Origin of the sequence: Pseudomonas sp. (assembly GCF_040514055.1) — a bacterium.
In the GTDB taxonomy this organism is placed as follows: Bacteria; Pseudomonadota; Gammaproteobacteria; order Pseudomonadales; family Pseudomonadaceae; genus Aquipseudomonas.
In genome coordinates this window covers 55,818-82,014 of sequence record NZ_JBEVDL010000080.1, presented here as the reverse complement: position 1 = coordinate 82,014, position 26,197 = coordinate 55,818, and the positions used below count along the sequence as shown (strand labels likewise).

Sequence of the window (26,197 nt, the reverse complement as noted above, 5' to 3'; positions counted from 1 at the left end):
CGACCCCGGTGAGCGTCGTCCCGGCAGTCGCGGCCTCAGGCACCCTTGGCCAAGTGACAAAATGCGGCACATTGCGACTTTCGCCAGGTGTGCGCCACCGGCTTGGGCCCTGTCGGCGGGGTTTCTGGCGGGGAGCTGGAGTGATGGCACGGCTTCTGCAGTGACGCTGGACATGAGACTAGAGTTGAACCAACCCATGCCCACTTCCTCCGCCGCGTATGCCCAGGCTCGCTGGGCAGAACTGCAAGATCAGGACGATCTGGACTGGAACCTGGACGCCATTTCCGACCGTAGCGAGGCGATTGCATTCTTGCAGCGCTTCGAGAATCGGCTGTGCATCTATTCCGGTTATGTGGAAAAGCTCTACAGCAACTACAGCTTTGTGGTGCCCAGCGAAGCCCGGAGCGGTATCACCATCCTGCCGGACGAGCAGGCGTGGCACGACACCTTCAGCGATATTCCCGCCAGCGCCGTGGAGCCCACCGGCATCCATATCATGCCGGGCGAGACCATGGGCCAGACCGGGCTGTATCTGAAGGTGCCTGGTGAACATCGCCTCACCGCGTCCCAGGAGCTGCCTTTCCAGCAGGGCCTGCGCCTGCTGATCCAGCGCTACCTGGCCAAGGACGATTTTTTCCTGCCGGTACTGGTCAAGGGCGACCTGCGTGAGTACGAAGCCCGCATGCCGTCACTGCACCTGCACCGGATCAACCTGAAGAAACTGGTGAATTGCTCGCAGCTGAGCATCAACAGCCTGAAAAGCGCTGTCGCCGACCATTTGATCGGCCTGTTCCGCCAAGGAACCCCGGGCCAACTGGCGGGCTGAGGCCCGCTCGATCCGCCAGTGCGCGACCCGCGCCGGCCCTCCATCTGTCACGCCAGCGTTGCCTCCTTGCCCAGCTGGGGCCCTCGGTAACAGCTGCGTCTGCCTTTGCTCTGCAAAATCCCGGTCGGGCGCGGCATTACTCGACTATGGGTTGGGCCGCGCCCGGTCCAAGCTTTCTTATAGTGGCCACCTGAGTTGACGCGGCCAGCGCCCGGCCGCCATAAAAATAAAAGGAACTCGCCATGCGTGCCGCTCCTCGTCTGGTCGAACTGGTTCTCGCCGGGTTGTGCGCCTGTTGGCTGGCGCCGGCCCATGCCAGACTGGTGGAACTGGAGGACGGCGAGTTGTCCGAGGTAACCGGGCAGGCCTTTCTCAACCTCACCACTGACGCCTATAACGGCATGAACTTCACCCGGCTCAATTTCGGCATGGACGTGGCCACGCAGCTGAACATCAACAAGCTGCAATTGGGACTCTATCCGCGATCGGGCGAGGCGGCGGGCACGGCCGATATCGATATCAATAATTTTGCCTTGGGGTCGGTCAACGATACGACCGGACAAATCAACCCGTTCATGATCAAAAACCCGTTTCTCGAGCTGGCCTACAAGGACAACAAGGTCGTGGGTGTCCGTCTGGGATTTGCCGAGGCGCAAGGCCACCTGTCCGGGGATATCAATCAGGTGACCGGCAATATTGCGGTGGATTTGTACGGCAAAGGCAGTTACCTGGCGACCCAGATGAACTGTGCCTGGTTCGACTTGATCTGTGCCGGCGCCAAGGGACTGGTGGGTAGCGCCTACGCCAACAGCGATTTCAGCGCCCAGGCACAGTTGGTGAATAACGGCGGTGACAGCGATCCCGCGCGGGCTACCATGATCGGCATGATCGATGGGCAGAAGCTGTCCATTCCCGCAGGGTCCGGTTTCGACAATTTCCTGCTGAGCCTGTTTTCTTCCAGCAACTGTGAATTGCTGAGCACCACGACCTGTTTTCCGCTGAGCAATTACGGGTCTTTCCCGGTGGGCAAGTTCGACGCCACGAATCAGCAGTTCGTGCAGGCGGCCAAGGGCGTATTCCTGTCCATGCAGAGCCAGGACATGCAGTGGAAGGACCAGCAGGACGCGGGCAAATTCATCGTCGCCCTGGCCGGTGCCTTTATGAACCTGCCGCGCAATGCCGACGGCACCGCGGCGATCACCACCAGTTTTCAGGAAGCCTTCAACGGTATTCCACGGGTGGATACCTGCCTGGGTCCCGCCGGAAAAGGGTGCTGAACATGAACGTCGGTCGGTTGGGCGGGTTGCTGCTGGGGCTGGCGGGCGTTGCCCAGGCCGAGCTCAAGGTACTGGACGATACCGAGTTGGCCGAGGTCCAGGGCGCCGGCATCGGATTTGTACTGGAAAATGTGCTGATGGACGCCAGTCAGGCCACCATCACGGTCAACGACATCACCAACGCCGCGGGCCAGAACGTGCCGATCTCGGTCAAGGAGTTCTACTTCGGTGCCGCGGGCAGCAACAAGGGCGCCAACCTGATGCCGGTCAGCATTGGCCGCCTCAACCACCCCTTCGAATTCAACCTGGCCAAGGGCGAGGCCCTGCGTACCCTGCGTGACGATGGTCAGTGGGTGCAAACCACCCCGAGCAATGTGGCGGTGCTGGAATTCAAGTTTCCCGAGCGGCTGACCGGCGCGGCCGGGCAACCCTGTGTGGCGGGGTTCGCGGCGGCGGGCAGCAGTTGCTCCAGCCGTGCCAGCGAGAAGGTCGATCTGGGCATCCGCTACGACTTCCAGGTGGCGGCCGGGCGCACCGACGTGCTGAATATCGATATTCGCGAGCTGACCATGGATGGCTCGTACCTGCGCCTGTGGGGCGACAAGGGGCGGGCGCAACTGGTCGGTGAGATGCGCCTGAACCTGTTTGCCAAAGGCCTGGAAATCACCTCCTGTGCCACCGGCACCGCGGGCTGCAGCACGGCGGCGGAGCTGACCAACAAGACTCTCTACCTGGGCAATGGCTACGCCAACATCGCCCTGGGTTACGGCAAGTCGCAACCGCTGCTGTTCGACGTCAGCAGCAATGGTCAGTTCGTGCTGGAGCTGCCCAATCCGGTGGCCGGTGGCGCGTCGGCCAGTCAGCGTAATGCTCTGGCCGCGGATTTTTATGCCAATGCGCCGCGCACCTCGATCCTGATCGACAGCTTCAAGAACGGTACCGGTTTGCCCGCCAGCGGTGGCTACAACTTTGGCCGCAGCGAGATATCCGGGATGAGCTTCAACTACCTGAGGGTGACCAGTCGTGATCTCTAGGCGGGGGTGGAGCATCGGCTTGGCGGGGCTCGCCTGGGCCTGCGCCGCACAGGCCGAACTGCAACCGCTGGCCGACAGCGCGCTCGGCGAGTTCAGTGGGCGCGGTGGGGTCTACCTGTCCGGCGAATTCAGCATCAACAAGGACGGCGGCGTGCTTTGGAGCACCCCGTCGAGCAACTTGCCCAGCAGCTGGACCGCCGGTCAGCGCAGCTGCGCCACGGCGGGGGCCGCGACCGCACAGGGCTGTGGCATGCGCCTGGCGGTGCGGGCCGAGGAGGGCGGCGGCTGGTATGTGCTGGACAATATCAAGGGCATTTTCAGCTTCGAGGGCCTGACCCTGCGTACCCGGCTGGTCAACGGTGGATTTGGCGGTGACGGCCAGGGCTTCAACCGCGATGTGCTGGAATTCGGCTTGCCTGACGAGGTCAAGTTCAAGGACGCCAGTTTCACTTTCGCCGTGGCCAACCAGGGCGGCTGGCGTAACCGCGCCACCAGCCTGGCCAATGGTGGCGATCCCAGCTATCAGCAGACCAACCTGTTCTCCGCCAAGGTCGATGGCAGCATTCGCATGCAAGGCAACGTGCTGGTGTTTCCCACGCCATGAGGGGTCAAGGGTGGTGCGCGCTGGGGCTGCTGGCCGGGTGTTTCAGCGGCAGCGTGCAGGCCATGCAGCCGCTGGATGACGACAGGCTGTCGGCGGTGACCGGCCAGGATGGCATCAGCCTGGAGATCAGCGGCGGTGGCTGGTCGGCGGGCCGGCTGGACCTGACCCAGGACGGCCAGACCCTGAGCGCCACGGCCCTGAGCAACCGGCCGCAGAGCGGTGCCAGTAGCACCACCGCCATTAGCGTCGATGTGGTCGGCGATCACCTGCAGATCGACCACCGCTCGACCCCCCAGGTGTTCAGCGTGGGCAGCCTGGGCTTTGCCGGCAGCGACCGGAGCTTCGGGGCGTTTCGGGCGTTCTACACCCTGGGCGGCACCCTGCGTCTGCGCGGGGGCGGTGCCAGCGGCGTGACCGGCTTGGCGGTGGACGACAGCCGCCTGTCCCTGACCGACGTGACCTTCTACTACCGCGACAACGGCTACGACCTGATCGTCAAGGGGCTGTCCTTCGAGACTTACCTGAATGACGTCTACCTGGACGTGGTCTCCGGTGGCAGCGGCAGCGAGATCCAGCTGAGCCTGGGCACCTCACGGTTTGTCGGCTCGATCGCCGCCATTGGCCTGGACCTGGCCCAGGGGGATCCGACCCCCGGCGTGGCGGTCACCCCCAGCGCCCCGGACTTGCGCGACGCCAATGCCGGCCGCAGCTTTGGCCAATTCAATATGGACCTGCGCTTGGGCGGCAGTATTCGCCTGGGCAGCGGTGGGGCGAGCGGCGAGGGCCTGCGGATCAAGCCCGATGTCAGCATCGCCGACAGCCTGTTCCAGTACCGCGATGAGGGCGTGTTGCGCGCGGAACACTTCGCCGGCACGTTGCGCAGCATGGCCGGTATCACCTTCGACCTGGAGCAGGACGTGCGCGGCAGCTTCGTGCGCCTGGCGTTCCAGGACCTGCGGGTCAGCGCCAGCCTGGGCGGGCTGATCCTGGGCAACCCGAACAACCCTCGGCTGGGCAGCCTGGCCTTCGACCTGAATTTCCTCGACCAGGGCAATCGGCAGAATTGGCTGAAGCTGCGCCCGGGCGGCGACCCGCACTCGGGGACCCAGGGGCTGAGCGGTGACCTGAGCTGGAACCTGGTCGACAGCTCGGTCTCGCTGACCGATAACGGCAATAGCCTGTGGTTCAGCGGCTTGCGTACCCATGGTACGGGCCAGTTCAGCCTGGATGTCACCCGCGGTTGCGCCGGCGGGGCCAGCCCTGGCTGTTACGCCGGCACCCACGGCGACATGAGCCAAGGCAACTACGACGGCCATTTCGACGGCTTGCGTTTTGGCCTGAGCGGCATCAAGGGCAGTTACAGCTTCGATGGCCTGCGGGTGGGTCGGGTCGACGCGCCCCTGCAGGGGGGGACCGAGCTGCTGGTGCTGATGGAAATTTTCCCTGCCTATGATTTCACCCTCAACGGCCAGCTGACCCTGCAACCCGGTGGGCACAGCGGCGACGGCTTGCGCTACAACGCCGACTTCTATGTCAGCGAGGCTAATGCGGCGGTCACCGTCGACGAGAGTGGCAAGGGCCTGTGGCTGGCGGGCACCGACTATGCCATGCACTACCGCGACGGTACGCTGGATATCAGCAACAACGGCGTCGAGCTGCGCAAGGGCAGCTACTGGTCGAAGCTGGACGTGCATGACCTGCGCTGGGGCGATCGCGCCAGTGGTACCAGTCTCGGGCGCCTGGTGCTGCAACGTTACGAGCAGGGCTCGAGCATGACCCTCGCCTCGGGCGGCGCCGGTGCGCTCTGCGTCGGTGGCAGCGGTGCCTCCGCCAGTGCCTGCGCGGCCAATGGCGGGCGCTGGGAAGACCGCGGCAACGAGGGCTTGTCGGTCAAGTTGAAGAATGTCTTCGTCCGCGACACCAGCATCGAAACCAGCAGCAATGGCGTGGCCACCGACGAGAAGCGCAACCAGATCATCCTGGAAACCAACCGGGTCAACGGTGTGAACGGTACCGGCAGCCAGCTGGTGGTGGACAACTTTCACACCTCCGACGGCAACCCCGCCTCACCGGAGGCCAACAGCTACGGCTTCAACGCCGACCTGAGCCTGGACGTGGCGCCGACCCGCGTGCGCATCGAAAGTGGACCGAATGCCGGCGGCTACGTCACCCCCGATCCGTTGGGGTTTGCCGTAAGCGGCCGGGTCCACTTCAAGGAGATTAACGTCGACCGGGTGCAGCATGTGCATCCCACCGGCGGCGCCGTGACCGCCATGTACGGGCTCAAGGCGCAAAACGCCGATATCCGTGCCAACCTGACGGCCACGCCGATCAACTGATGCCGCGTGGCTGCCGACTGGCACGAATCTCCGGCAGGTCGCTGCGTTGCAGGTACAGGCGCAAGGGCTCGCTGATATTCAGCCGGTCGTCCAGGCGCTGGTCGAGCAGGATCTGCAGGCGCTCGCGCTCGAGGGTCATCACATCATGTTCGACCTGTGCCCAGACGAACTCGCTCGCCGGGGTGATGCTGTCGTCGGCCACGTCCATGCCAAACGCGTCTTCGCTGAATCGCACGATATAGCGGCCGATCTTGCGGTTGTAACCGACAAACCCCTGGAGGCGATCAGCCGCCTCGCAGATGCGCGCAGAAGTGATTGCCATGGTAATCCTCCCCAGGCGGTAATGGGATTGGGCAGCACCTGCGTGCTGACCTGAGAACGGCATGTTAGGGCCCTGCCAGGCGCCGATGCATTGCGCCAGGTCAATTTACCTGGGCTCTGCCTCTACAGAGTCGCAGGGAAAACACCGGTTCGCAGGCCGCCGCACTTACCCCCAAACCCGGTGCATGGAACTGTGGATAAACTGTGACGGGTCGGCGCCAGGTCAGGTGTCGCGGGGTGTGCGGCGTGTAGGTCGTTTTTTGAACATTATCAGCTACTTAAGAAAAAGTTGCGCACACAGGCGGTGCAGCGATCTGTGGATAACCTGTGGGCCTTGGTCGCCAGCCCGCCAATGGCGTGCGCTGCGGCGGTTTGGTTGTTTTCTGATCGATAGGTGAGAGGAATATTTCAACGGTGGGGGGCCCGAGTGATGCGCCCAAGGCGCTCCTCCGTCATTCCCGAGAAGGGGCTACGTCTCGGCCTCGGGAACACGTGATTCGTCAGCGCCGCGATGCCTCTCCTCCGTCATTCCCGCGAAGGCGGGAATCCAGGGGGTTGAGCGTGTCGGGAAACGGGTCCACTTCGACTGTCTCTCATGGGCCATCCCTGGGGCCGACGTGCCGTCAGATCTGGATACCCGCCTGCGCGGGTATGACGGGGTAGGGGGCGATACGTCTGGACAGGTTCACGGAGGCGCGCTGGCGGTGCTCTTTCGTAATTTAATAATCGTCCGCCCCCGCGAAGACCTACGCCTCGGCCTCGCGAAAACGCTTATTCGCCAGCCTCGCGCAGGCTCTCGTTCGTCTTCTCCACGAAGGCGCTTTTCCGTCAGCCTCACAAAGTCTCTCCACCGTCACTCCTGCGAAGGCGGGAATCCCGGGGGTTTAGCGTGTCGGGATACGGGTCCACCTCGACCGTCTCTCACAGACAATCCCCCGGAGCCGCCGTGTCGTCAGATCTGGATACCCGCCTGCGCGGGTATGACGGGGTACGGAAGACGTTACGTCGACACAGGGCGCTGGCAATCCCCGGCAAAACCCCCGGCTTTGTCCGGTCATTTCGGTGCCGGGTCTTTCCGGCTGCGCGGTTTCCAGCGACAATTCCCTTTCTAACGTGCCGGCTGCCACAAGCGGCCGGCACTATCAGCCTGACCCCGCTCGCACACACGAGGGGGCCGCGAGGAGCCTGGCATGAGCAGCAACGACCGCGTCATCATATTCGACACCACCCTGCGCGATGGCGAGCAGAGCCCCGGAGCCTCCATGACCCGGGAGGAGAAGCTGCGCATTGCCAAGACCCTGGAACGCATGCGGGTCGACGTGATCGAGGCCGGCTTTGCGATTGCCAGCCAGGGGGATTTCGAAGCGGTCAAGGCCATTGCCGACGTGATCAAGGACAGCACCGTGTGCAGCCTGTCGCGGGCCGTGGATGGCGATATCGATCGCGCCGCCGAGGCGCTGGCCGGTGCCAACTCCGGGCGTATCCACACCTTCCTCGCCACCAGCCCCATCCATATGCAATACAAGTTGCGCATGCAGCCGGACCAGGTGGTGGAGCAGGCGGTCAAGGCGATCAAGCGCGCGCGCAACCTCTGTGCCGACGTGGAGTTCTCCTGCGAGGACGCCGGTCGTTCGGAGATCGATTTCCTCTGCCGGATCATCGAGGCGGCCATCGACGCCGGCGCACGCACCATCAATATCCCCGACACCGTCGGTTACGCCATTCCGCACCAGTACGCGGCCATGGTCGGACAGCTGCTGCAGCGCATCCCCAACGCCGACAAGGCGGTGTTCTCGGTGCACTGCCATAACGACCTGGGGCTGGCGGTGGCCAACTCCCTGGCCGCGGTGGTGGCGGGCGCGCGTCAGGTCGAATGCACCATCAACGGCCTGGGCGAGCGCGCGGGCAACGCGGCGCTGGAAGAGATCGTCATGGCGATCAAGACCCGCGAGGACCTGCTCGGCGTGCAGACCCGCATCGACACCACGCAGATCCTCAGTGCCTCGCGCCTGGTCTCGAGCATCACCGGTTTCCCGGTGCAGCCGAACAAGGCGATAGTCGGCGCCAATGCCTTCGCCCACGAGTCGGGTATCCACCAGGACGGGGTGCTCAAGCACCGCGAAACCTACGAAATCATGAGCGCCCAGTCGGTCGGCTGGCACACCAACCGCATGGTGCTGGGCAAGTTGTCGGGGCGTAACGCCTTCCGCACCCGCCTCGAGGAACTGGGCATCCAGCTGGCCGGCGATGCCGAACTGAACGCGGCCTTTGTCCGCTTCAAGGCGCTGGCCGACAAGAAAAACGAGATCTTCGACGAGGACCTGCAGGCGCTGGTGTCCGATACCCTGGCCGCCGACGTGCCGGAGCATTTCAAATTGCTGTCCCTGGACGTGGCCAGCAAGACCGGTGAAGTGCCCCAGGCCCGCCTGGTGCTCAGCGTCGAGGGGCGCGAGCAGGACGCGGCGGCCCAGGGCTCGGGCCCGGTGGATGCCACCTTCAAGGCCATCGAGTCGGTGGCCCGTTCCGAGGCCAATCTGCAGCTCTATTCGGTCAACGCCATCACCCAGGGCACCGACTCCCAGGGCGAAGTGACGGTGCGCCTGGAAAAAGGCGGGCGCATCGTCAACGGCAATGGCGCCGACACCGATATCCTGGTGGCTTCGGCCAAGGCCTATATCGATGCGCTGAACCTGTTGCAGGCCGGCGGCAAGGCCCACCCGCAGGTGACCGGCGTTTGATCGGCGAGTCGCGGCGTCTGGCCTACCTGAGCGCCATGCAGGTGGACAGCTGGTTGCCGCGGGTGGTGCTGCCGTTCGCGGCGCCATCGCCCCTGCGTTGGCAAGCGCCGGACGAGCCGATCGAGGCGCAACCGCCAGCGCCGGCGTCAGTAGCGTCAGTTGGCACAGCGGCGCCGACTCCGATCGCTCCCCAGGCCACGGCGGCAGCGCCGGTCACCGACGAGCCGCGGCCACGGGTCGAGGTACCGCGTCCGGTGGCCAAGGTAGTCGCCACCCTGGTGGAGCAGACCACCGCCGCCCCGGCCAGAAACCCCGCCGTGGCGCCGCCGCGCTTTGCCCTGCAGTTGCTGCGCGCCGGGGATTGCGTGTTGTTGGTCGAGTTGCCCACCGGCGAAACATTCACCAGCCGTGATCCGGCGTACCTGCTGCTCAAGGACTTGCTGCGCGCCGCCGGCCTGCCGGACAGCCCGCAGCTGCTCGGCGAGCCGGTGCGCTGGCCGCTGCTGCAACGCGGCGCCCTGGATCAGGGCCCGCAGGCCGCGCTGGAGTATGTCCAGGGGTTTATCGGCGCGCAGCTGGAGCAGGCCGGCGAATGCCGCTGTTTGTGGCTGGTGGGCCTGCCTGCCGTGCGTTTCGCCGGCGAGGCCGATGCCGGCGCCTACCACCGTGAATTGCAGGTCGAGGGCCTGGGCAACGCCTGGGCCGTCCCTGGGCTGGAAGCCATGCTCGACGAACCCTTGATCAAAGCCGAAGTGTGGCAGGCCATGCGCCGTGTGATGCGCCGTTGGAAATCTGAAGAATGAGTGATGCGTTGTCGTTCCGCCCCATGACCGAGCAAGACCTGGAGGCGGTACTGAAGATCGAGTACGCCGCCTTCAGCCACCCCTGGACCCGCGGGATTTTCCAGGACAGCCTGAAATCCTATGACTGCTGGCTGATGTTCGAAGGCCAGCAACAGGTGGGCCACGGGGTGATCAATGTAATCATCGACGAGGCTCACCTGCTCAATATCACCGTCAAGCCCGAGAGCCAGGGCCGCGGCCTCGGCTTGCGCCTGCTGGAGCGGCTGATGACGCGCGCGCTGGAGCTCAAGGCCGGCGAGTGTTTTCTCGAGGTGCGGGCCAGCAATCAGGCCGCCTACCGCCTGTATGAACGCTACGGCTTCAACGAAATCGGTCGCCGGCGCGACTACTACCCGGCGCCCGGCGGCCGGGAGGACGCGCTGGTGATGGCCTGTACCTTGCTCGACTGAGCCCAGGCCGCGGGTTACTTCTCCACCGGACCGGGCTGGCGGTCGCGGCCCGAATTGACCGGTTCGTCGCTGGCCAGTTCGGCTTCCTCGGCCTCGTCGAGCCCATCACCGGCACCGATCTCGTCGAGCCCGACTATGTTCAGGTCCTGGTCCGCCGGGCGGCCCTGACCCGGCTCGTCGGGCGAGCGCGCACCGTCATCCCTGATCAGGGTTTCCGGTGCCAGGTCATCGGCCGTGGGCTGGTGATCAGCCACCGAGGCGGCGGTCAGCCCGGCCTCGCGCACCCGTTCATCATGGAAGTCCTCATCGATAATGGCCCGCTCCTGATCGGCCGGCGGATCGCCGATCCGGCCGCGGGGAGGGTCGTCGGGAAAGGACAGTTCGCGCATCGAGCCCATCTGATCCTCGAGGTCGTCGATAGGGGCGGGTTGTGGCGCGTGTGGGGCACGACGCGTGGTCATGGCAGGTCTCCGATTCCAGGGATACTGAGTGGTGGACCGGGTGGGAGGGGGATGATTCCGCCTTTTTCGCCGACGGCAGCCTGCTCGCCGAGGTGCAGGCGAGCGGCTACAGGCGCACAACGGCCCGATAAGCTACCGCGTTAGACGCGATCGGCCGCTGCCCCAGGCCCTCCCTTGTCGCATAATCCCGCTCCAGAGCCGCCCGCAGAGGCGTGCACCTGTTCGCGCCCGCCCAAGGACAAGCCGATGCGCCTGTTTTACCCCCTCTTGCTGGTCAGTTGCCTGTTCGCCGCCACCCAGGCCGGCGCCGCCGAGCGCAGTTTCACCATCCTCCACACCAATGACTGGCAATCGCGGCTGCTGGGGTTCGGGCCGAACAACGAATACAGCCCGGCGACCGCCAACGACGACGGGACGGTCGGCGGCGTGGCGCGCCTGTCGACCCTGCTCAAGGCCCGCCGGGCGGCAGCGGGGGACCAGCCGGTGCTGCTGCTCGACGGCGGCGACTTCACCATGGGCACCTTGTTTCACACCGTCACCCGGGAAATCGGCGGCGAGCTGCAGCTGATGACCGAACTGGGTTATGACGGCGCGACCCTGGGCAACCACGAGTTCGACTTCCGCCCGGCCGGGCTGGCCGCCATGATCAATGCCGCGCTCAAGGCCAAGGGCAGCGTGGTGCCACTGCTGTCGAGCAACCTGCGTTTCGACCCGACGCGCCAGGACGACGACAGCCTGCAGGCGCAGATGACGGCGGGGCGCATCCTGCCCTACAAGGTGTTGGAGCGCGGTGGCATCCGCTTTGGCCTGTTCGGTCTGCTGGGCGAAAATGCCGTGGCCGTCAGCCCGATGATCAAGCCGCTGACCTTCGCCGACCCGGTGGAAACCGCCGCCGCCATGGTCAAGGTCTTGCGCGAGCAGGAGCGGGTGGACGTGGTGATCCTGCTGTCGCACATGGGCGTCACCCAGCAGGCCGACGGCAGTTGGCGCGGCGAGGAAGTGGAACTGGTGGAGCAGGTGCCCGGGATCGATATCGTCGTCGGCGGCCATTCCCATGTCGCCCTGCCGCAGCCGATCCTGGTCAACGGCCATACCCCGGTGATGCAGGCCGGCTCGGAGATCCAGTACCTGGGCGAGCTGCATATGACCCTGGGCGAGGACGGTGCCAGCCGGGTGGTGGATTATCGCCTGCACCCGCTCAACGACCAGACGCCCGGCGATACGGCCATCACCGCCCAGGTCGACGACTTCAAGAAAGTGGTCGATACGCAGATGCTGGCGCCCAAGGGCTACCGTTTCGACCAACCCCTGGCCAAGGTCGACCAGACCCTGGGCCGGGCCTACGAGGAAACGACTCTGGCCAACCTGGTGACCGATGCGCTGCGTCTGGGCACCGGCAGCGACCTGGCTTTTACCGGCAACGGCACCATCCGTGACGACCTGATCAAGGGCCGCGACGGCGTGCAGGATGTCAGCGACCTGTTCCGTATCGCGCCTCTGGGCATCGGCCAGTACGATGACGCCCCGGGTTATCCGCTGATCAAGGTGTATTTCACCGCCCGCGAGATCAAGAGCATCCTCGAGGTATTGCTGCTGGCCTACCAGCTGCGTGACAGCGACAGTTACTACCCGCGGGTCTCGGGCGTGACCTTTAGCTACAACCCCTACCGGGTGCCCTTCGATCGGGTCAGTCGGATCGCCATCGGCGATGCCGTGAGTGGCTACCGCGAACTGGACCTGGACGACCCGCGGCTGTTCAGCGTTGGCGCCACCAGTTACGTCGGCAGTTTCACCTGGCTGATCGCCGACCTGACCCATGGTCTGATGCAAGTGGTGCCCAAGGATGCCCAGGGCCAGCCCCTGGCGGCGATCGAAACCGCGATTATCGATACCGATCCGCAGCGCGCGGGTATCCAGGAGTACAAGGAATGGCAGGCGCTGCTCGACCATATCCGCGCACTGCCGGACCTCGATGGCGATGGCCTGGCCGATATTCCCACCACCGGTGCGGCCGCCGAGCACCGCATGCTGAGAGCGCCCAGCTTCAGCCCGCAGGCGATGTTCGGCACCGCCGGCGCGCTGCAGTGGGGCGCCTGCGGGCTTGCCCTGCTGCTGGCCGGGCTGCTGCTGTGGTTGCTGAGTTGGCCGCTGCGCCGGCGCGTGAAGAGCGCCGCGCGGGCCACTGCGGCCATCCGGAATGCGTCCGGCAGGTCCGAGTAATCCACTGTGACCTCTGCCGGCAGCGACTTGTCATACCCCGTACGCGCAGCCTATGGTGGGCATCGGGTTTTCAAGGAGCATCGGCATGAGTGATCTGCAGCACCTCTTCGACAATAACGCGCGTTGGGCGGAAGCGATCAAGGAGGAGGACCCGGAGTTCTTCGCCAAACTGGCCAAGCAGCAGGTGCCGGAGTACCTGTGGATCGGCTGCTCGGATGCGCGGGTGCCGGCCAACGAAATCGTCGGCCTGTTACCCGGCGACCTGTTCGTGCACCGCAATGTCGCCAACGTGGTGTTGCACACCGACCTCAACTGCCTGTCGGTGATTCAGTACGCAGTGGACGTGCTCAAGGTCAAACATATCCTGGTCACCGGCCACTACGGCTGCGGGGGCGTGCGCGCCTCCATGCGCGACGGCCAACTGGGCCTGATCGACGGTTGGCTGCGTACGATTCGCGACCTGTACTACGAATACCGTGAGCACCTGGCCCTGCTGCCGACCGAGGAAGAGCAGGTCGATCGTCTGTGCGAACTCAACGTGATCCAGCAGGTGGCCAACGTCAGCCACACCACCATAGTGCAGAACGCCTGGCACCGCGGCCAGCCGCTGTCGGTGCATGGTTGCATCTACGGGATCAAGGACGGGCGCTGGAAAAACCTCAACGTCACGGTCAGCGGCATGGACCAGCTGCCGCCTCAATACCGCCTGCGCCCACTCGGGCAGAGCTGAGGCGCCGGCCCCGTTCAGGGCAGCGACAGCACCGGCAGGCCGAACTTGGCCAGCAGCAGGTTCAGGGCCCAGGCGCTCAGCCCCAGGGCGAGGCCGCCGAGCCAGATGCCAAGGGCGATCTGCAGTGCCAGGTTCTGCCCCTGGCGGGGCGCGCGGGCGCTGTGGCTGGCGCGGTAGAACGGGTCAGGGTCGACCTGATCGTCTTCGCGGGCGCTGAAGCTCTCGAGCCGATCCCGGTTGTCGCGTTGCATAGGGCGTCCTCTGAAAAAATGGTTGGCCATGGTGCACGCTTTGACGGGGGAATGCCCAGTTGGTTGCGTGCGGGCGCAGCCCATCAGCCCAGCAGCCGAACGTCGGGGCGGCGGCCATGGCGCCGCTTCAACGGCGGCACTTCGTCGGCCATGCCGCCGCCGCCATGGGGGGCTGGTGTAACGTGCCAGATCGGTCGAGCGCTTACGCCTGTCAGGCGCGGCTCGCCGTCGATCCACGGAGTCACTTCAGCACGGAGGTTGAATTCACCATGACCCTTAGCCACTGCACGCACCGCGACCATCTGATCATCGCCCACCTGATCGAGTACCCGGGCATCCCTACGCCCTGGGCCGGCGGATGCCGCATCACCGCCCCCAACGGCCGGCAGAGTCGGCGACTGCCACTGCCCCGCGCCGCCGCCTTTCTCGCCGAACTGGACAGCGCCAAGCGCGCATCCCTGGCCCACGGCAAATGGCTGGTCGATCAGAGCCTGGATCAGGGCAAGGTCTTGTTCTAAGAACAGGCTGTAGGGCCTGTGGACAGGGTGTGCATGGGTTGCACGCAGAGCGGCCCATGGGGTACCGCAATCCGTCTTCCACCACCAGCCCCCTGCCACCACGGTGGCAGGGGGCCGGTGTTTCGCGCCTTGCCTGGAACCCTTCTTCGCGGCACGCGCCTCGCGATGGTTAATGTCCACAGGCTCTAGGCGGTACTCGCCCTCGACAGGTGGTGGTCACCGCTAGCCGACATACCGGTCGCCGGGCCGGGAAATGTCAGGCACTCGCCGTCCGCCGGAATCTGCAGTCGGTTCCTCAGCCCGGCTGCCTGTGCTGCCGCGGCCAGCGCCTGGCGAGTGACCGGGCAATGGCTGAGCGCCTCCAGGTGGTTGGCCACCACCTGGCCGTGCGCCAAGCGGGTAAAGGCGAGCACTTCCTCGACGCCCATGATGATGTCGTGACCGAGGTCGAAGCGCGCGCCACCGGCCGGTACCAGGCAGACGTCCGGTTGGTGGCGCCGGACGAAGGCCTCCACGGTTGGCGTGAGCACGGTATCGCCGGCCAGGTAGAGGCTGGGTTCGTCCGGCAGTTCGATCAGGTAGCCGACGCCATGTTCCATCAGCCGGCCGACCCAGCCGTGCCCGTGGGTGCAGCGGACGGTGCGGATCTGGCCGCCGAGAAAGGCGCTGGGTTGTGCGTGGTCGTCGGGCAGCGGTTGTGCGTTCAGGCCACGCGTGCGCAGGTAGGGCGCGTCATGGGGCGTGCAGATCACCGGGGTCTGTCGCTCGCGCAACCAGCGCTTGGCACTGCGATCCAGGTGGTCGAAATGGCCTTTCTGGCAATGGGTGATCAGGCAGTGGGTGACCGACTCCAGTGCCGCGGGCGTCGACTCGGGCAATTCGACCCGCGGGTTGCGCTGGCGGGCGCCAAACAGCCGCAGCGGTGGCAGGCTGTCCTGGGGTGCCAACATGGGGTCGACCAGTACCCGGTGGGGGCCGAACTGCAGGATAACGGTGGCGTTGCGCAGGTGGTGGATATGCATAAGAGGACCTCTGTGAACCTGACCCCATGGTGTCAAGCCACGCTCCGCCTCATAATGGCAAGAATGGACATAATCAATTCATTTTCTGCCAAGGCTGGCTGCCTGCGCATCGGCCTGTTGCTCTATCCCGGGTGCATGCCTGCCGGTCTGCTGGCCTTTGCCGACCTGCTGCAGGCCGCCAACCGCCGCGCCGGGCGAACGCTGTTCGATCTGCACTACGTGGCCTTGCAGGTCGGCGCGGTCGAATGCGCCCATGGCGTCTCGCTGCTCGCCGGCGAATCCCTGGCGCATGCGCGCCTGGACGCCGTGTTGCTGCCCGGGTTCTGGGCCGAGTCGCTGCAGCAGGTCAAGGACTGCCTGCTGGCCGAGACGCCCCTGGTGCGGGCCCTGGCCGCCTTGCCGCGGCGCTGCCAGCTGTGGAGTTATTGCACCGGGGTGGTGCTGCTGGCCGCCAGTGGCCGCCTGGACCGCGAGCCCGCTACCGTCACCTGGTGGCTGGCCGACAGCCTGGCTCAGCGCTTCCCCAAGGTGCTCTGGCAGCCTGAGCACAACTGCCGGGTCACCCCTCGCCACGCCACCGCCACCGGGGTCAATGGCTACCTGCCGATCGCCCAGGCCCTGATCGAGCGGCATCTGAGCCAGACGCTGGTGCGCGACCTGAACCGGCTGATGGTGTTGCCGCGTCCAGCCCGCAGCCACGGCGCCTTTCAGGCACTGCACCGGATCGAGCAGGCAGATCCTTTGCTGGCGCGCCTGCAGGGGCTGGTCGAGCAACTGCCGGCCGACGGCATCACCGTGCAGGTGTTGGCCGAGCGCCTGGGAGTGTCGGCCCGCACCCTGGCGCGCAAGGTCGCCGCCGAAACCGCTTCCAGCCTGGCCGCCTACATACGCCGGATCAAGTTGAACCAGGCCAGCGAGCGGCTGCTGGGTACTCGTGCACCGGTCAGCCAGATCAGCGCGGAACTGGGGTTTAGCAGCGACTCCAACCTGCGGCGCATGTTCAAGCAACTGACCCAGCTGACACCCGCGCAGTACCGCCAGCAGTTTGGACGTGACTGAGGCAGGCCCGGTTAGGTGTCAAGCTGCGATCAGCCGCCATGCCTAAGCGCCGGGCTGCAGCTATTAGCGGATGGCCTTGGCGATGACCATTCCGGAGAAGCCTATGGCTGAGTCAATGCGCCAGGCCTTGTACCCCAATCGTTCCAATTCGAGCGCATAGCCCTGGGGGCTGCCATTCCACAGCGCCAGACCATGCCAGTGGTGCCATTGCGTCAGTTGGGTGCCCATCTCCTCGATAAACGGGGACAGGGGTACTTCGTCGATAGCCGTGAGAATGGCGCTGGCCGTATGGGTAAAGTTATACAGGGTCACCTCGGAAAAGGTGATCACTGACGCTTCTTTCTCTATGTCCGGGTAGTCATACAGCAGATGCAGGACGATGGTTTTTCCAGAGTCGGACACCTCATATCGGGTGAGGTGGAAGTCGTGGTAGCGCATGGTCACTCACCATTTGGGGCGATGAACGCGACCGGTCTGGCCGCTGCCGGGGCGAACCAGTACCAGGTCTGGGGCTGTACGCGCGTGGCTCAGCTGGTTGCCAGGGCGGTCGTGGCGGGGGGCAGCAGGGCTTCGGCCGGCAGGATCATGGGCACAAAGACCACGCCGTTCTTTTCCTGCGCGTCGCCCTCCTGGCGAAAGCCAAAGGCCTGATACACGGGCACCGCGAAGGGCGATGAGTTGACGGTGAAGGGGCTGGGCGGCTGCTGCTCCAGTGCTTCGTCCCGCGCCCGCCGCCAGAGCGTCCGGGCGATGCCCTGGCCCTGGGCCGCGGTGGCGACGAACAGGTGGTGGACATGGCGGCCGTCGCGCAGCGCGATCAGTCCCAGCAGCTGCCGCCCATCCCAGGCCAGGGTATAGCAGTAGGTCGGATCGGCCAGCACGCGGGTGATGGAGGCCTCGCCGAGACTGGCCAGAAAGGGCGCGCTGCGCGGGTCCGCGGGGTCGCTGAGGAAGACATTCGCCAGGCTGAGGATCAGCTGGCTGATGGCACCCGCATCCGTCGCGGTGGCCTTGCGGTAATCGATGGCCAGCATCTGCCGTACTCCTTGTGTGCCGTCGAAACGTGCTTGCTGAACGCAGCAGTAAAGGAGATATCGGTGTTGAGTTCAACCATCCGGTGAGCCGTTCACGGCGCTGGTTCCGTCTCGGCACTGGCGACACTATTCGCGCATTGGATTCGGCGGCTCACAGCCTGTCATTGAAGCCGCCCCGGGTATGCCGATCTCCTGCATAAACTCCTCGAAAAACCGCTGCAAACGCCGCTGCCTGATGGCGGCCAGGCGCGCGCCCTCGGTGGTCTGGAAACCGGCGCTAAGGGTCAACAGCTTGGCCGGGAAGTGTTCGATGGCATAGCGGCTGTCCTGGTAGTCGCGCCCCATTGCCCACGGGTTGCTCAGGTCATACAAGGCCGAACCCAGGCGCCCCGCCACATAAAAACAACGGGCCACGCCGAGCATGCCGAGGGCGTCCAGGCGATCGGCGTCCTGCAGGATTCGCGCCTCCAGGCTGGTCGGCTGGACCGCGGCGGAAAAACTGTGGGCGTGCACCGCATGGGCCACCGCGGCAACACGTGGCGCCGGCCAACCGAGCGCCGCCAGCATCTCGCTGGCCCGCTCGGCCGACAGGCGCGAGGCCTGGGCGCGCAGCGGCGAATTCTTGTCCACCGCCACGCAGTCGTGCAGCACCGTGGCGGCCAGCAGCACCTGCAGGTCGCCGCCTTCCTGGCCCTGGATCAGCCGCGCATTGTTCCAGACCCGCTGAAGGTGCGAGTCGTCGTGGGAGCCGTCGTCCTGGGGCTGCGGAGCCTGGCGCAACAGCAGCTCGGCGAGGGGCTGGTAGGGTGCAAACGGCTGATCGGTCATGGCGTAGCGACTCGGGGCAGGGGCGGCTGGCTATTGCCAGCTTCTGGTGGTGTTGCTGGACAAGCAAAACCTTGCCCACCCTACTGGCGTGGGCCAACAAGCTCTGGGCGATAACGCTGTGCTTATCCACCAAACTCCTGGGCGAGGATCTCGAAAGCGCTCGGCGTATCGTCTGTACGGGGCCTATGGGTATTACTGGCGTTGCAGGTGGAATACGCGCTGCTGGCCCCGTTCCAGCCAGGCGATACGCGGGCCGTCGACGGCGACGATATCCAGGGTCGACGGCTTGGCTTTTTCCAGGACAATGGTCTTGCCGTTGCAGCGGTAGCGGCTGTCCACGTCGACCAGGCCCATCTGGATATGCAGGCTGCCGTTTTTCGCGAAAGTGAACTCCGACGGCATGTCTTCGGCCACCTTGGGGCCGCCTGTGCTGGCACTGGTATGGGTAACGCGCCAGGTGCCCGGCAGGTCGACATCACAGGCGGCCTGGGCCGACGACAGCGTGAACAGGCCGAGCAGGGCGGCGGCGAGTCGGTTGATCGGCATGGTGGGTCCTCAAGTGATGCGCAGGTTGGCGCGAAATGGGCAGCCTAGCAAAATGCCAGTGCTGCACGCAGCTGTCGAGGGCGCCTTACCAGCTGAACAGCCCGGCCCGGAATGCGGCGTTGCAGCTGCCCAGGCGCTGGTCACGGATAAAACGCACCACCGTCCGAACGGCCTCCCGGCGCGCCACCTCAGGCCGTGCCACCAAGGCGAAGTGACGCTTGGCGGGAATCGGCAAATCGAGCACCGTGACCCCGGCAGGAATCGGAAACAGCGCCAGGCGCGGCAGGATCGAATACCCCAGGCCCTGCTGGACCAAGGCGGCGATGCTGCTGTCTGTTTTCAGGGTGCGCGATAACCGCGGCGCGAAACCCGCGGCCTGGCACTGCTCGAGCAGCAGCCGTGCCCCCGCACAGTCGAGCTGGATATAGGGCCGCTCGCCCAGCTGCGACCAGCTGACGGGCATCGCCAGCCCCCAGGCGGTGGGAGCCACCAGCACATAGTCATCGGCGGCCAGGGCATGGGCCACCCAGCCCTCGGCGATGGGCAGCTGGGCGATCCCGAGTTCCGCACGTCCTGCCTCGATGGCCTGGGTGATCCCGTCGCGGTCCTCGAAGCCGTCGTCGATGTCGATGCGTATGTTCGGGTACTCGCGGGCCAGCGCCGCCAGCGCTGGCGGCAGGATATGGGTGCTGACGCTGCGAAAGCAGGCGATGCGCACCTGGCCGCCAAGGGCCGTCGAGGCCTGCGCCGTCTCGACCAGACCCTGGGTCAGGCGCAGGATCTCGCGGGCGCTGTCGATCACCCGGTGGCCGGCGTCGGTGGGCACGCAGCCCGTGCGGGAACGCACCAGCAAACGCGTCCGCAGCGCGGCTTCGAGTTCCGCGATGGCATGGCTGATGCGCGACTGGGTGCAACCCAGCTCGGCCGCGGCGGCACTGAAGCCACCGGCATCGGCCACGGCCAGCAGCATCTGCAACTGGTTGAGTTTCAATCCCTTCACTACGATCGAAATCCTTCATGGATGCGTGGCCACTATAGGGTTTTTCGGTAGCCGCCACCACGCCGCCACCGCAGCATGGCGCCGGGTACTGTTGCCCAGCCCAGGATCTTCGTAAATGAACCGACTCGCGCGAAACGCTGTGTTGATGGTGATCGATGTACAGCAGGCCTTCGATCATCCGCGTTGGGGGGCTCGCAACAACCCTGCCGCGGAAGAGCGGATTGCCGCCCTGCTGCAGGGCTGGCGCGACAGCGGTCGCCCGGTCGTGCATGTGCAGCACCGTTCGGCCCATGCCGACAGCCTGTTCCATCCCGATCAGCCAGGGTTCCAGTTCAAGCCGCAGGCGCTGCCCTGGCCGGGCGAGCCGCTGCTGCACAAGGCGGTCAACAGCGCCTTTATCGGCACCGACCTCGAACAGCGGCTGCGCGCGCTGAAGGCCGACAGCCTGGTGATCGTCGGCCTGACCACCGACCACTGCGTTTCGACCACGACCCGGATGGCCGCCAACCTGGGGTTCGAGACCTGGCTAGTCAGCGATGCCACGGCGACCTTCGAGCGGCGCGGGCCGGATGACCAGCTGTTCAGTGCCGAGCAGATGCACGCCACCGCCCTGGCCAGCCTGCATCAGGAGTTCGCCCAGGTGTGTGGCAGTGCCGAGCTACTCGAACGTTTGTAGGGGGCCTGGCACGCCGACCATCTGGCCATCTGGAAAGACCATGGCCGTGGTTCAGGCGCAGGTGTCCGTGGCGGCGCTGGCCGTAGGACGACTCATGGCCCATTGCACCGCCAGGATGCTGCCGAGCACGGCGATCAGCCCCAGCAAGGGCAAGCCGCCCAGGGTTTGACCGAGCAGCGCCCAGCCGAGGATGACCGCCACCAGCGGACTCAGTAGCCCCAGCGAAGACACCGCCACCGGCGACAGCCGGGCGATGCCGCGGAACCACAGGACATAGGCCAGCAGAGCGCCAAACAGTGACAGGTAGAGGTAACCCAGGACCTGCGTCAGGCTCAGCGGTGGCAGTGGCGGATCGATCAGCAAGGCCACCGGCCCTAGCAGCAGCCCGCCGAGCAGCAACTGCCAGCCGGTGAAGGCCAGCAGCGGCAGTACCGGCCGCCAACGACGGGTCAGGTAGGTGCCGGCGGCCATGCAGGCGGTACCGGCGAACGCGGCGAGTATGCCGAGCGGATCCCAGCGCGAACCGGGCGACAGCAGCAGCGCGGCCATGCCCGCCATGCCCAGGGCACTGGCCCCCACGGCCAAGCGCGCCGGCGGCTGCCGATCGCAGGCCCAGAGCAATCCCATCACCAGCAGCGGCTGGAGGGCGCCAACCACCGCGGCCAGGCCGCCAGGCAGTCGATAGGCGGCGACGAACAGCAGCGCTTGGAAAAAGCCGATATTCAGCGCGGCGAGCAGGACCAGTCGTCCCCATTCCCCGCGTTTAGGCCGTTGTCGGCTGACTAGCACCAGCAGCAGGCCGGCGGGCAGGGTGCGCAACAAGGCGGCGGTAAAGGGCAGGCCGGGCGGCAGCAGCTCGGTGGTGACGATATAGGTCGACCCCCAGATGGCCGGTGCCAGTGCGGTGGTCATTATCGCCCACCAAGTCGAGCGGAGAGTCGAGGGAGGCATGCAGTTACCTTGCATTCAAGATAAAATACAAGGCTAACGAGCATTTGTCTTGAGTTCAAGATAAATTCAGGGAGGCGACTATGGTAGGCAAACGGCCCGCGGATGCCGTGGACGGGATACTGGCGCAGTGGCGCCGCGAGCGACCCGACCTGGACGTCGCGCCGATGGGCACCATCGGCCGGATAAAACGTTGTTCGGCGCTGTTGCAGCGGCGCCTGGATACGGTCTTTGCGCAGCATGGGCTGACGGCCTGGGAATTCGATCTGCTGGCGACCCTGCGTCGCTCCGGTGCGCCTTATTGCCTGGCACCGACGACGCTGTTCTCGTCCCTGATGATCACCTCCGGGACCATGACCCGGCAGCTGCAACAGCTGGAAGCCGCCGGGCACGTCAGCCGCCTGGCCAATCCCAGCGACGCGCGCAGCCTGCTGGTGCAGCTGACACCGGCGGGGCTGGCGTTGATCGATCAGGCGGTGACCGCCCATGTCGAGAACGAGGCGAATATCCTGGCGCCCATCGCGGCGGCCGAGCTGGCGCAACTCGACGCCCGGCTGTCCGAACTGCTGGCGGTGCTGGAGCCTTTGCCGAGGCCGGAATAGGGGGCGGTAGTGGCGTTTTCGGCTTTTTAGAGCCTGGCCCGCGCCAACGTGCAAGATACGGGCTCCGCGGCGCGCCGTGGACCGTCTCAGCTTACCTTGACCCCCGCCTGGCGCAGCGAGTTCTTGATATAGGCAATGCCTTGCGCATCGAGCGATTGCAGCGGAAGGCTGGTATAGCTGCCGCGGCGTAAGCGCAATAACAGGAAGTCCCGGCGCTGGTGCAACTCCGAAACGGCGGACCAGGGCAACTCGGCGACGCCCAGGGCGCTCTCGAGGCGTATGCCCGTCGTCGACAGGCCCAGGCTGGCACTGCTTTTTGCCATCTCCGCGGCAGCCTTGGCGACGCCGTCCAGGTTCGCCTTGACCAGGGCCGCCAGCATCAGCACGCAGACCAGCAGCGCACCCGAAAAGGCGCCCATCAGCCATGACCGGTCGCCGGCGTGGAACTGCCAGCCCAAGTAGCCGAGCAATCCCAGCAACACCAGCGGAAATACAGGCCCTACGACCAGGCCGAGATAACTGAAGGCCGCCGCGCGCAGGACCTTGGCGTTGTAGTGAAGGGAATAGTGGTACTGCATCGGGCACCTGAGAGTGGGGAGGTTATCGGCGCTGAGCGAACATCGATCAGCATTACCGAGCAGGGGCCGGTTGTCAGCGAACAGGTTCGCCTACTCTAGAAATTCCCAGGGTATTTCCTGCTTGAATACCGCGATGGCGTGCTCGAGCAGTTCAAGCGAAAGATCCTTTTGATACAAGGTCACCTCGCGGGTCTTTCTGGGGGCATCCCGGAAAATGTCCATCGCGGCTACCCGCATCGCTGGCAATCACAACCTGCAGGTCTTCAAGGAAAGGATTCATTGGTTCTCCGTGTTCGCGCAGTGCGTTCAGGCCTGCGCAATCGCGATCAGTTGTTCAATCACCGCGATAAAAATCACGCGTCATCACCAAGACGTTGTGCGACTGCGCAAGTGCTTCCCGCTCGCCCTGGAGCGGCTGGCGCCCGGCGACACCCACCGGCCGGCCCTTGCTCGGGCGCGCCGAGGCGAGCAATCTGTGCTTCGATACCCGCCATGGCGCCCTGGGCATGACCCAGGCGTTTGGCCGCGCACACCGCCTTCCGCGCGGATCGACGGCGCTACGGCCTGATTCGTTTACCCAAGGAGTGACCCCAGATGAGCCAGATCGACCGTTTCCAGAGCAATGCGCGCATGTCCGGTGTGGTCCGCCACGGCGACGTGCTGTACCTCGCCGGGCAAGTGCCCAGTGACACCCAGGCGGATATCCACAGCCAGACCGAGCAGGTGCTGGAGAAGATCGAGCGCCTGCTGGAACTGGCCGGCAGCGATAAGACCCGCCTGTTGAGCGCGCAGATCTGGCTCAAGCACGTCGACCGCGATTTCGCTGCCATGAACGCCATCTGGGAAGTCTGGCTGCCGGCCAACGCCGCGCCCGCGCGGGCCACGGTGGAAGCCAACCTGGCCTCACCCGAGGTCTTGGTGGAAATCATGGTGATCGCCGCGGCAGGTTAAGGGCGTATGGGCCCAGCAGGGGCACCCCCTGCGGATTCGCTTTTGTAGGGTGGGTGAGTCGCGTAACGCGCGCTCTTGCCAACCACGCCGCAAGCTCCGCGCGGCGTAACCCACGCGGACGGCCTTCAAGCGTCCAAAGCCGCGGATTTCACCCGCCCTACAGAGCAGGCACCGTCGCTTTATGTAGGATGGGTGAGTCGCGCAGACAGCGGACTGACAGACCACCCCGCAGCCTCCGCGCGGCGTCAGCCACGCGGCCGGCCGCACGCACGTGGACAAACCCAGCGTCAAAAGCCGCGGGTTTCACTCGCCCTACCAGAGCAGGGCCTTTGCTTTTGTAGGGTGGGTTAGCCGCGCAGACGGCGGTCCGACAGACCACGCCGCAGCCTCCGCGCGGCGTAACCCACGCGGACGGCCTTCAAGCGTCCAAAGCCGCGGGTTTCCCCCGCCCTACAGAGCAGGCACCGTTGCTTTTGTAGGGTGGGTTAGCCGCGCAGATAGCGGACTGACAGCTCACACCGCAGGCTTCGCGCGGCGTAACCCACGTGTAGGCATGAATGATGAGTTAAGCGGCCTGCATGCGCTGGCGACCGGAGGTCATGCGGCTTATGTAATTCCCAGCAAACACTCGCTCACCTCGTCGGAAAAACTGATCAGGCGGCCGTCGATCAGCAGCGCCTCCGAGCCTTGTGGGTCGGGCGCCGCGTGGGGCAGGCCGTGGGCGAGCAGGGCCTGGGCACAGCCGAGCCAGTCGCCGTCGTCGATCGGTCGATTGTTCGAGGCCCAGGACAGGGTGCCGCAGGCATTGTCGCCATAGCCGTGGCGTTCCTGCCAGCGGGCGCCGTGCTCGAGCAACCAGCGGGTGAGCTGCGCGTCGCCGCGAAACACCGCCTGGTTCAAGGCCGAGGCGTTCCAGTCGCCACCCAAGGTCGCGATGGGCCAGCCCAGCTCGACCATCAGTTTTACCGCACCCTGGCAACCCTGGGCCGCCAGCTCCGGCAGCAGCCGCAACTGGGGCTCGCTCAGGGCGCCTGGCCATTGCGGGTGTTCGCCGTGCAAGCGTCGGGCCGTGGTCGCGTCGCCACGGGCGCAGGCGGCGATAAAACCCTCCTCCGCCGGCAACGCCTCGGCATCGCCCGTGGCTTGTTGCAGCAACGCCGCCACCTCCTGCAGGCCATAACGCAGGGCCTGGATATAGGGAGTTACACCATCGTCCGCTTGCACCCGGGGATTGGCCCCCGCGGCCAGCAATGCCTGAATATGCGCGCCCGAGCGCCGACGGCGAATGGCCCAAAGCAAGGGTGTCATCCCCGCCGGCATCTGCACGTCGTCGCCGTTGGCATCGGCGCCCTTATCCAGCAGCAGGCGCAGGGTCTCCAGGTCATCGAAATCGAGAAGCCGATACAGGGCATTGGTGCCGGCGAGGCGCGCGCCAGCGGCCAGCAGCAGACGGGTGCAGGCTGGATTTTCCAGCGAGTGGTAGAGCGACTCGCCGTCGTTGGGGTTGGCCCCGGCGTCCAGCAGCAACTGGGTCACCTCGGGGTCGCGGTTGCGCCCGGCGGCGCCGTACAAGGCGGACAAGGGTTCGCTTCCATCCGCCTCTGCCACTGCGGTTTTGGCCCAGCGACTGCCCACGGCCTGATTGGGGTTGGCGCCCGCTTCGAGCAGAATGCGCGCGCAACCGAGCAAGGCGTGGCGAAAGGCCGGCAGTTGCAGCAGGCTGGAGTGGGTGACGGCCATCAGGGGTGGCAGGTTCAGCGGGCCACCGGGCCGATTGACCCAGCCTGGATCGCGGTCGCAGGTCAGGCGCACCAGGGCCTCGTCGCCGAAGGCGCAGGCCAGGTAGGGATCCTCGCCTACCTGGCTGCCGCGTTCCTGCAGCAGTCGCGCCGCCACCTGGGGCTTGGCGTTCGCGGTGCCGCCACTGATGTCGCCGGCGTAGACCAGGCGCAGCCAGTACAGGCGTGCGTGCAGCGGATCGTCCAGCTGCGCCCGCCGCGCGTCGACAAAGCCCTGCAGGTCGGCCCAGGAGACAAAACCATATTCGCGGGCCAGGCAGGATTGGGCATCGTGCAGGCGCAGGTTGAGCGCCTGCAGTGCCGGGTCGGACTTGCCGGCAGCGGCCGGTAGAAACGTGCGCAGGCGCCGCGCGGCGTCGGGATCGCCGCTGCGATAACCGGCCAGCAGGGTTTTGGCTTGTTTTTTCAGGTGGCCGAGATCCGGCCGGGTAGGCATGGGTTTCACAGGAACCTCCGTGCGGTGACGCCGATGGCCCGCAAACCCGGCTGCACAAAGGGCAGAAGATGGTTGGCTGCAATACCACTGCAAGTGGGTTGAACCCTTCCCGCGGACCCGGGCGCGGCTTGCCTCCGCGGCCTGGAT

27 protein-coding genes are annotated in these 26,197 nt (G+C 65.6%); 15 read left to right on the top strand and 12 right to left on the bottom strand.

Annotated features, from left to right (window positions below; translation table 11 throughout):
- The first annotated feature begins 196 nt into the window (after positions 1–196).
- The 5 genes from ABWY06_RS22270 to ABWY06_RS22250 all read left to right on the top strand — a co-directional run bounded on the left by ABWY06_RS22270 (position 197) and on the right by ABWY06_RS22250 (position 6,080).
- Positions 197–826 (top strand): hypothetical protein, encoded by a 630-nt coding sequence (locus ABWY06_RS22270; RefSeq protein ID WP_353927774.1) that lies wholly within the window; start codon positions 197–199, stop codon positions 824–826.
- Between the two features lie 242 nt (positions 827–1,068).
- Positions 1,069–2,103 (top strand): hypothetical protein, encoded by a 1,035-nt coding sequence (locus tag ABWY06_RS22265; protein WP_353927773.1) that lies wholly within the window; start codon positions 1,069–1,071, stop codon positions 2,101–2,103.
- Between the two features lie 2 nt (positions 2,104–2,105).
- Positions 2,106–3,137: a hypothetical protein gene (locus ABWY06_RS22260; protein ID WP_353927772.1), complete on the top strand. Its 1,032-nt coding sequence runs from the start codon at positions 2,106–2,108 to the stop codon at positions 3,135–3,137.
- A 19-nt stretch (positions 3,138–3,156) separates the two neighbouring features.
- Positions 3,157–3,741: a hypothetical protein gene (locus tag ABWY06_RS22255; protein WP_353927771.1), complete on the top strand. Its 585-nt coding sequence runs from the start codon at positions 3,157–3,159 to the stop codon at positions 3,739–3,741.
- The gene (locus ABWY06_RS22250) at positions 3,738–6,080 is read left to right on the top strand and encodes a DUF6160 family protein (protein ID WP_353927770.1); all 2,343 of its coding nucleotides are present in this window, start codon (positions 3,738–3,740) and stop codon (positions 6,078–6,080) included. Before ABWY06_RS22255 ends, ABWY06_RS22250 begins: the two co-directional genes overlap by 4 nt.
- Here ABWY06_RS22250 and ABWY06_RS22245 read toward each other — a convergent pair.
- The gene (locus ABWY06_RS22245; protein ID WP_353927769.1) at positions 6,073–6,402 is read right to left on the bottom strand and encodes a DUF2025 family protein; all 330 of its coding nucleotides are present in this window, start codon (positions 6,400–6,402) and stop codon (positions 6,073–6,075) included. The two genes, ABWY06_RS22250 and ABWY06_RS22245, sit on opposite strands and share 8 nt — an antisense overlap.
- A gap of 1,189 nt (positions 6,403–7,591) precedes the next feature.
- Here ABWY06_RS22245 and ABWY06_RS22240 point away from each other — a divergent pair.
- The 3 genes from ABWY06_RS22240 to rimI are packed head-to-tail and all read left to right on the top strand — an operon-like array spanning position 7,592 to position 10,391.
- Complete coding sequence (locus ABWY06_RS22240; RefSeq protein ID WP_353927768.1) at positions 7,592–9,139, top strand: 2-isopropylmalate synthase; 1,548 nt, start codon at positions 7,592–7,594, stop codon at positions 9,137–9,139.
- Complete coding sequence (locus ABWY06_RS22235) at positions 9,136–9,942, top strand: energy transducer TonB (RefSeq protein WP_353927767.1); 807 nt, start codon at positions 9,136–9,138, stop codon at positions 9,940–9,942. The genes ABWY06_RS22240 and ABWY06_RS22235 overlap by 4 nt, the downstream gene beginning before the upstream one ends.
- Positions 9,939–10,391: a ribosomal protein S18-alanine N-acetyltransferase gene (rimI, locus tag ABWY06_RS22230; protein ID WP_353927766.1), complete on the top strand. Its 453-nt coding sequence runs from the start codon at positions 9,939–9,941 to the stop codon at positions 10,389–10,391. Before ABWY06_RS22235 ends, rimI begins: the two co-directional genes overlap by 4 nt.
- Before the next feature lie 14 nt (positions 10,392–10,405).
- On the opposite strand, the gene ABWY06_RS22225 is transcribed toward rimI, so the two are convergent.
- Positions 10,406–10,852, bottom strand: coding sequence for a serine kinase/phosphatase (locus tag ABWY06_RS22225; protein ID WP_353927765.1), 447 nt, complete (start codon positions 10,850–10,852; stop codon positions 10,406–10,408).
- Between the two features lie 246 nt (positions 10,853–11,098).
- On the opposite strand from ABWY06_RS22225, the gene ABWY06_RS22220 reads away from it, so the two are divergent.
- Both ABWY06_RS22220 and can read left to right on the top strand, forming a co-directional pair.
- Positions 11,099–13,072 (top strand): bifunctional metallophosphatase/5'-nucleotidase, encoded by a 1,974-nt coding sequence (locus ABWY06_RS22220; RefSeq protein ID WP_353927764.1) that lies wholly within the window; start codon positions 11,099–11,101, stop codon positions 13,070–13,072.
- A gap of 85 nt (positions 13,073–13,157) precedes the next feature.
- Complete coding sequence (can, locus tag ABWY06_RS22215; protein ID WP_353927763.1) at positions 13,158–13,802, top strand: carbonate dehydratase; 645 nt, start codon at positions 13,158–13,160, stop codon at positions 13,800–13,802.
- A gap of 14 nt (positions 13,803–13,816) precedes the next feature.
- Here the strand turns inward: can and ABWY06_RS22210 are convergent, their stop codons facing one another.
- Complete coding sequence (locus tag ABWY06_RS22210; protein WP_353927762.1) at positions 13,817–14,053, bottom strand: hypothetical protein; 237 nt, start codon at positions 14,051–14,053, stop codon at positions 13,817–13,819.
- Between the two features lie 269 nt (positions 14,054–14,322).
- On the opposite strand from ABWY06_RS22210, the gene ABWY06_RS22205 reads away from it, so the two are divergent.
- The gene (locus ABWY06_RS22205; protein ID WP_353927781.1) at positions 14,323–14,571 is read left to right on the top strand and encodes a hypothetical protein; all 249 of its coding nucleotides are present in this window, start codon (positions 14,323–14,325) and stop codon (positions 14,569–14,571) included.
- A 185-nt stretch (positions 14,572–14,756) separates the two neighbouring features.
- On the opposite strand, the gene ABWY06_RS22200 is transcribed toward ABWY06_RS22205, so the two are convergent.
- Entirely contained in the window at positions 14,757–15,593 is an 837-nt protein-coding gene (locus ABWY06_RS22200; RefSeq protein ID WP_353927761.1) for an MBL fold metallo-hydrolase, read from the bottom strand.
- A 63-nt stretch (positions 15,594–15,656) separates the two neighbouring features.
- Here ABWY06_RS22200 and ABWY06_RS22195 point away from each other — a divergent pair, with 63 nt between their 5' ends.
- Positions 15,657–16,652 carry a GlxA family transcriptional regulator gene (locus ABWY06_RS22195; RefSeq protein WP_353927760.1) on the top strand — a complete coding sequence of 332 codons (996 nt, stop codon included), beginning with the start codon at positions 15,657–15,659 and terminating at the stop codon, positions 16,650–16,652.
- A 63-nt stretch (positions 16,653–16,715) separates the two neighbouring features.
- Here ABWY06_RS22195 and ABWY06_RS22190 read toward each other — a convergent pair whose 3' ends face one another.
- The 5 genes from ABWY06_RS22190 to ABWY06_RS22170 all read right to left on the bottom strand — a co-directional run bounded on the left by ABWY06_RS22190 (position 16,716) and on the right by ABWY06_RS22170 (position 20,060).
- Complete coding sequence (locus ABWY06_RS22190) at positions 16,716–17,090, bottom strand: hypothetical protein (RefSeq protein WP_353927759.1); 375 nt, start codon at positions 17,088–17,090, stop codon at positions 16,716–16,718.
- A gap of 89 nt (positions 17,091–17,179) precedes the next feature.
- Positions 17,180–17,686 (bottom strand): GNAT family N-acetyltransferase, encoded by a 507-nt coding sequence (locus tag ABWY06_RS22185; RefSeq protein ID WP_353927758.1) that lies wholly within the window; start codon positions 17,684–17,686, stop codon positions 17,180–17,182.
- Between the two features lie 126 nt (positions 17,687–17,812).
- Complete coding sequence (locus ABWY06_RS22180; protein WP_353927757.1) at positions 17,813–18,514, bottom strand: HD domain-containing protein; 702 nt, start codon at positions 18,512–18,514, stop codon at positions 17,813–17,815.
- Between the two features lie 192 nt (positions 18,515–18,706).
- Positions 18,707–19,060 (bottom strand): hypothetical protein, encoded by a 354-nt coding sequence (locus tag ABWY06_RS22175; RefSeq protein ID WP_353927756.1) that lies wholly within the window; start codon positions 19,058–19,060, stop codon positions 18,707–18,709.
- 85 nt (positions 19,061–19,145) lie between these two features.
- Entirely contained in the window at positions 19,146–20,060 is a 915-nt protein-coding gene (locus tag ABWY06_RS22170) for a LysR family transcriptional regulator (protein ID WP_353927755.1), read from the bottom strand.
- A 115-nt stretch (positions 20,061–20,175) separates the two neighbouring features.
- Between ABWY06_RS22170 and ABWY06_RS22165 the strand changes: the two genes are divergently transcribed.
- Positions 20,176–20,736: a cysteine hydrolase family protein gene (locus ABWY06_RS22165; protein WP_353927754.1), complete on the top strand. Its 561-nt coding sequence runs from the start codon at positions 20,176–20,178 to the stop codon at positions 20,734–20,736.
- A 51-nt stretch (positions 20,737–20,787) separates the two neighbouring features.
- Here the strand turns inward: ABWY06_RS22165 and ABWY06_RS22160 are convergent, their stop codons facing one another.
- Complete coding sequence (locus ABWY06_RS22160) at positions 20,788–21,648, bottom strand: EamA family transporter (RefSeq protein ID WP_353927753.1); 861 nt, start codon at positions 21,646–21,648, stop codon at positions 20,788–20,790.
- Positions 21,649–21,767: 119 nt separating this feature from the next.
- On the opposite strand from ABWY06_RS22160, the gene ABWY06_RS22155 reads away from it, so the two are divergent.
- Positions 21,768–22,286 (top strand): MarR family winged helix-turn-helix transcriptional regulator, encoded by a 519-nt coding sequence (locus ABWY06_RS22155; protein WP_353927752.1) that lies wholly within the window; start codon positions 21,768–21,770, stop codon positions 22,284–22,286.
- An 86-nt stretch (positions 22,287–22,372) separates the two neighbouring features.
- On the opposite strand, the gene ABWY06_RS22150 is transcribed toward ABWY06_RS22155, so the two are convergent.
- A complete protein-coding gene (locus ABWY06_RS22150) occupies positions 22,373–22,864 on the bottom strand; it encodes a YcxB family protein (protein ID WP_353927751.1) in 492 nt (163 codons plus the stop codon).
- Positions 22,865–23,458: 594 nt separating this feature from the next.
- Here ABWY06_RS22150 and ABWY06_RS22145 point away from each other — a divergent pair.
- Complete coding sequence (locus ABWY06_RS22145) at positions 23,459–23,815, top strand: RidA family protein (RefSeq protein ID WP_353927750.1); 357 nt, start codon at positions 23,459–23,461, stop codon at positions 23,813–23,815.
- Positions 23,816–24,421: 606 nt separating this feature from the next.
- Here ABWY06_RS22145 and ABWY06_RS22140 read toward each other — a convergent pair.
- A complete protein-coding gene (locus ABWY06_RS22140) occupies positions 24,422–26,050 on the bottom strand; it encodes an ankyrin repeat domain-containing protein (RefSeq protein ID WP_353927780.1) in 1,629 nt (542 codons plus the stop codon).
- Positions 26,051–26,197 lie beyond the last annotated feature (147 nt).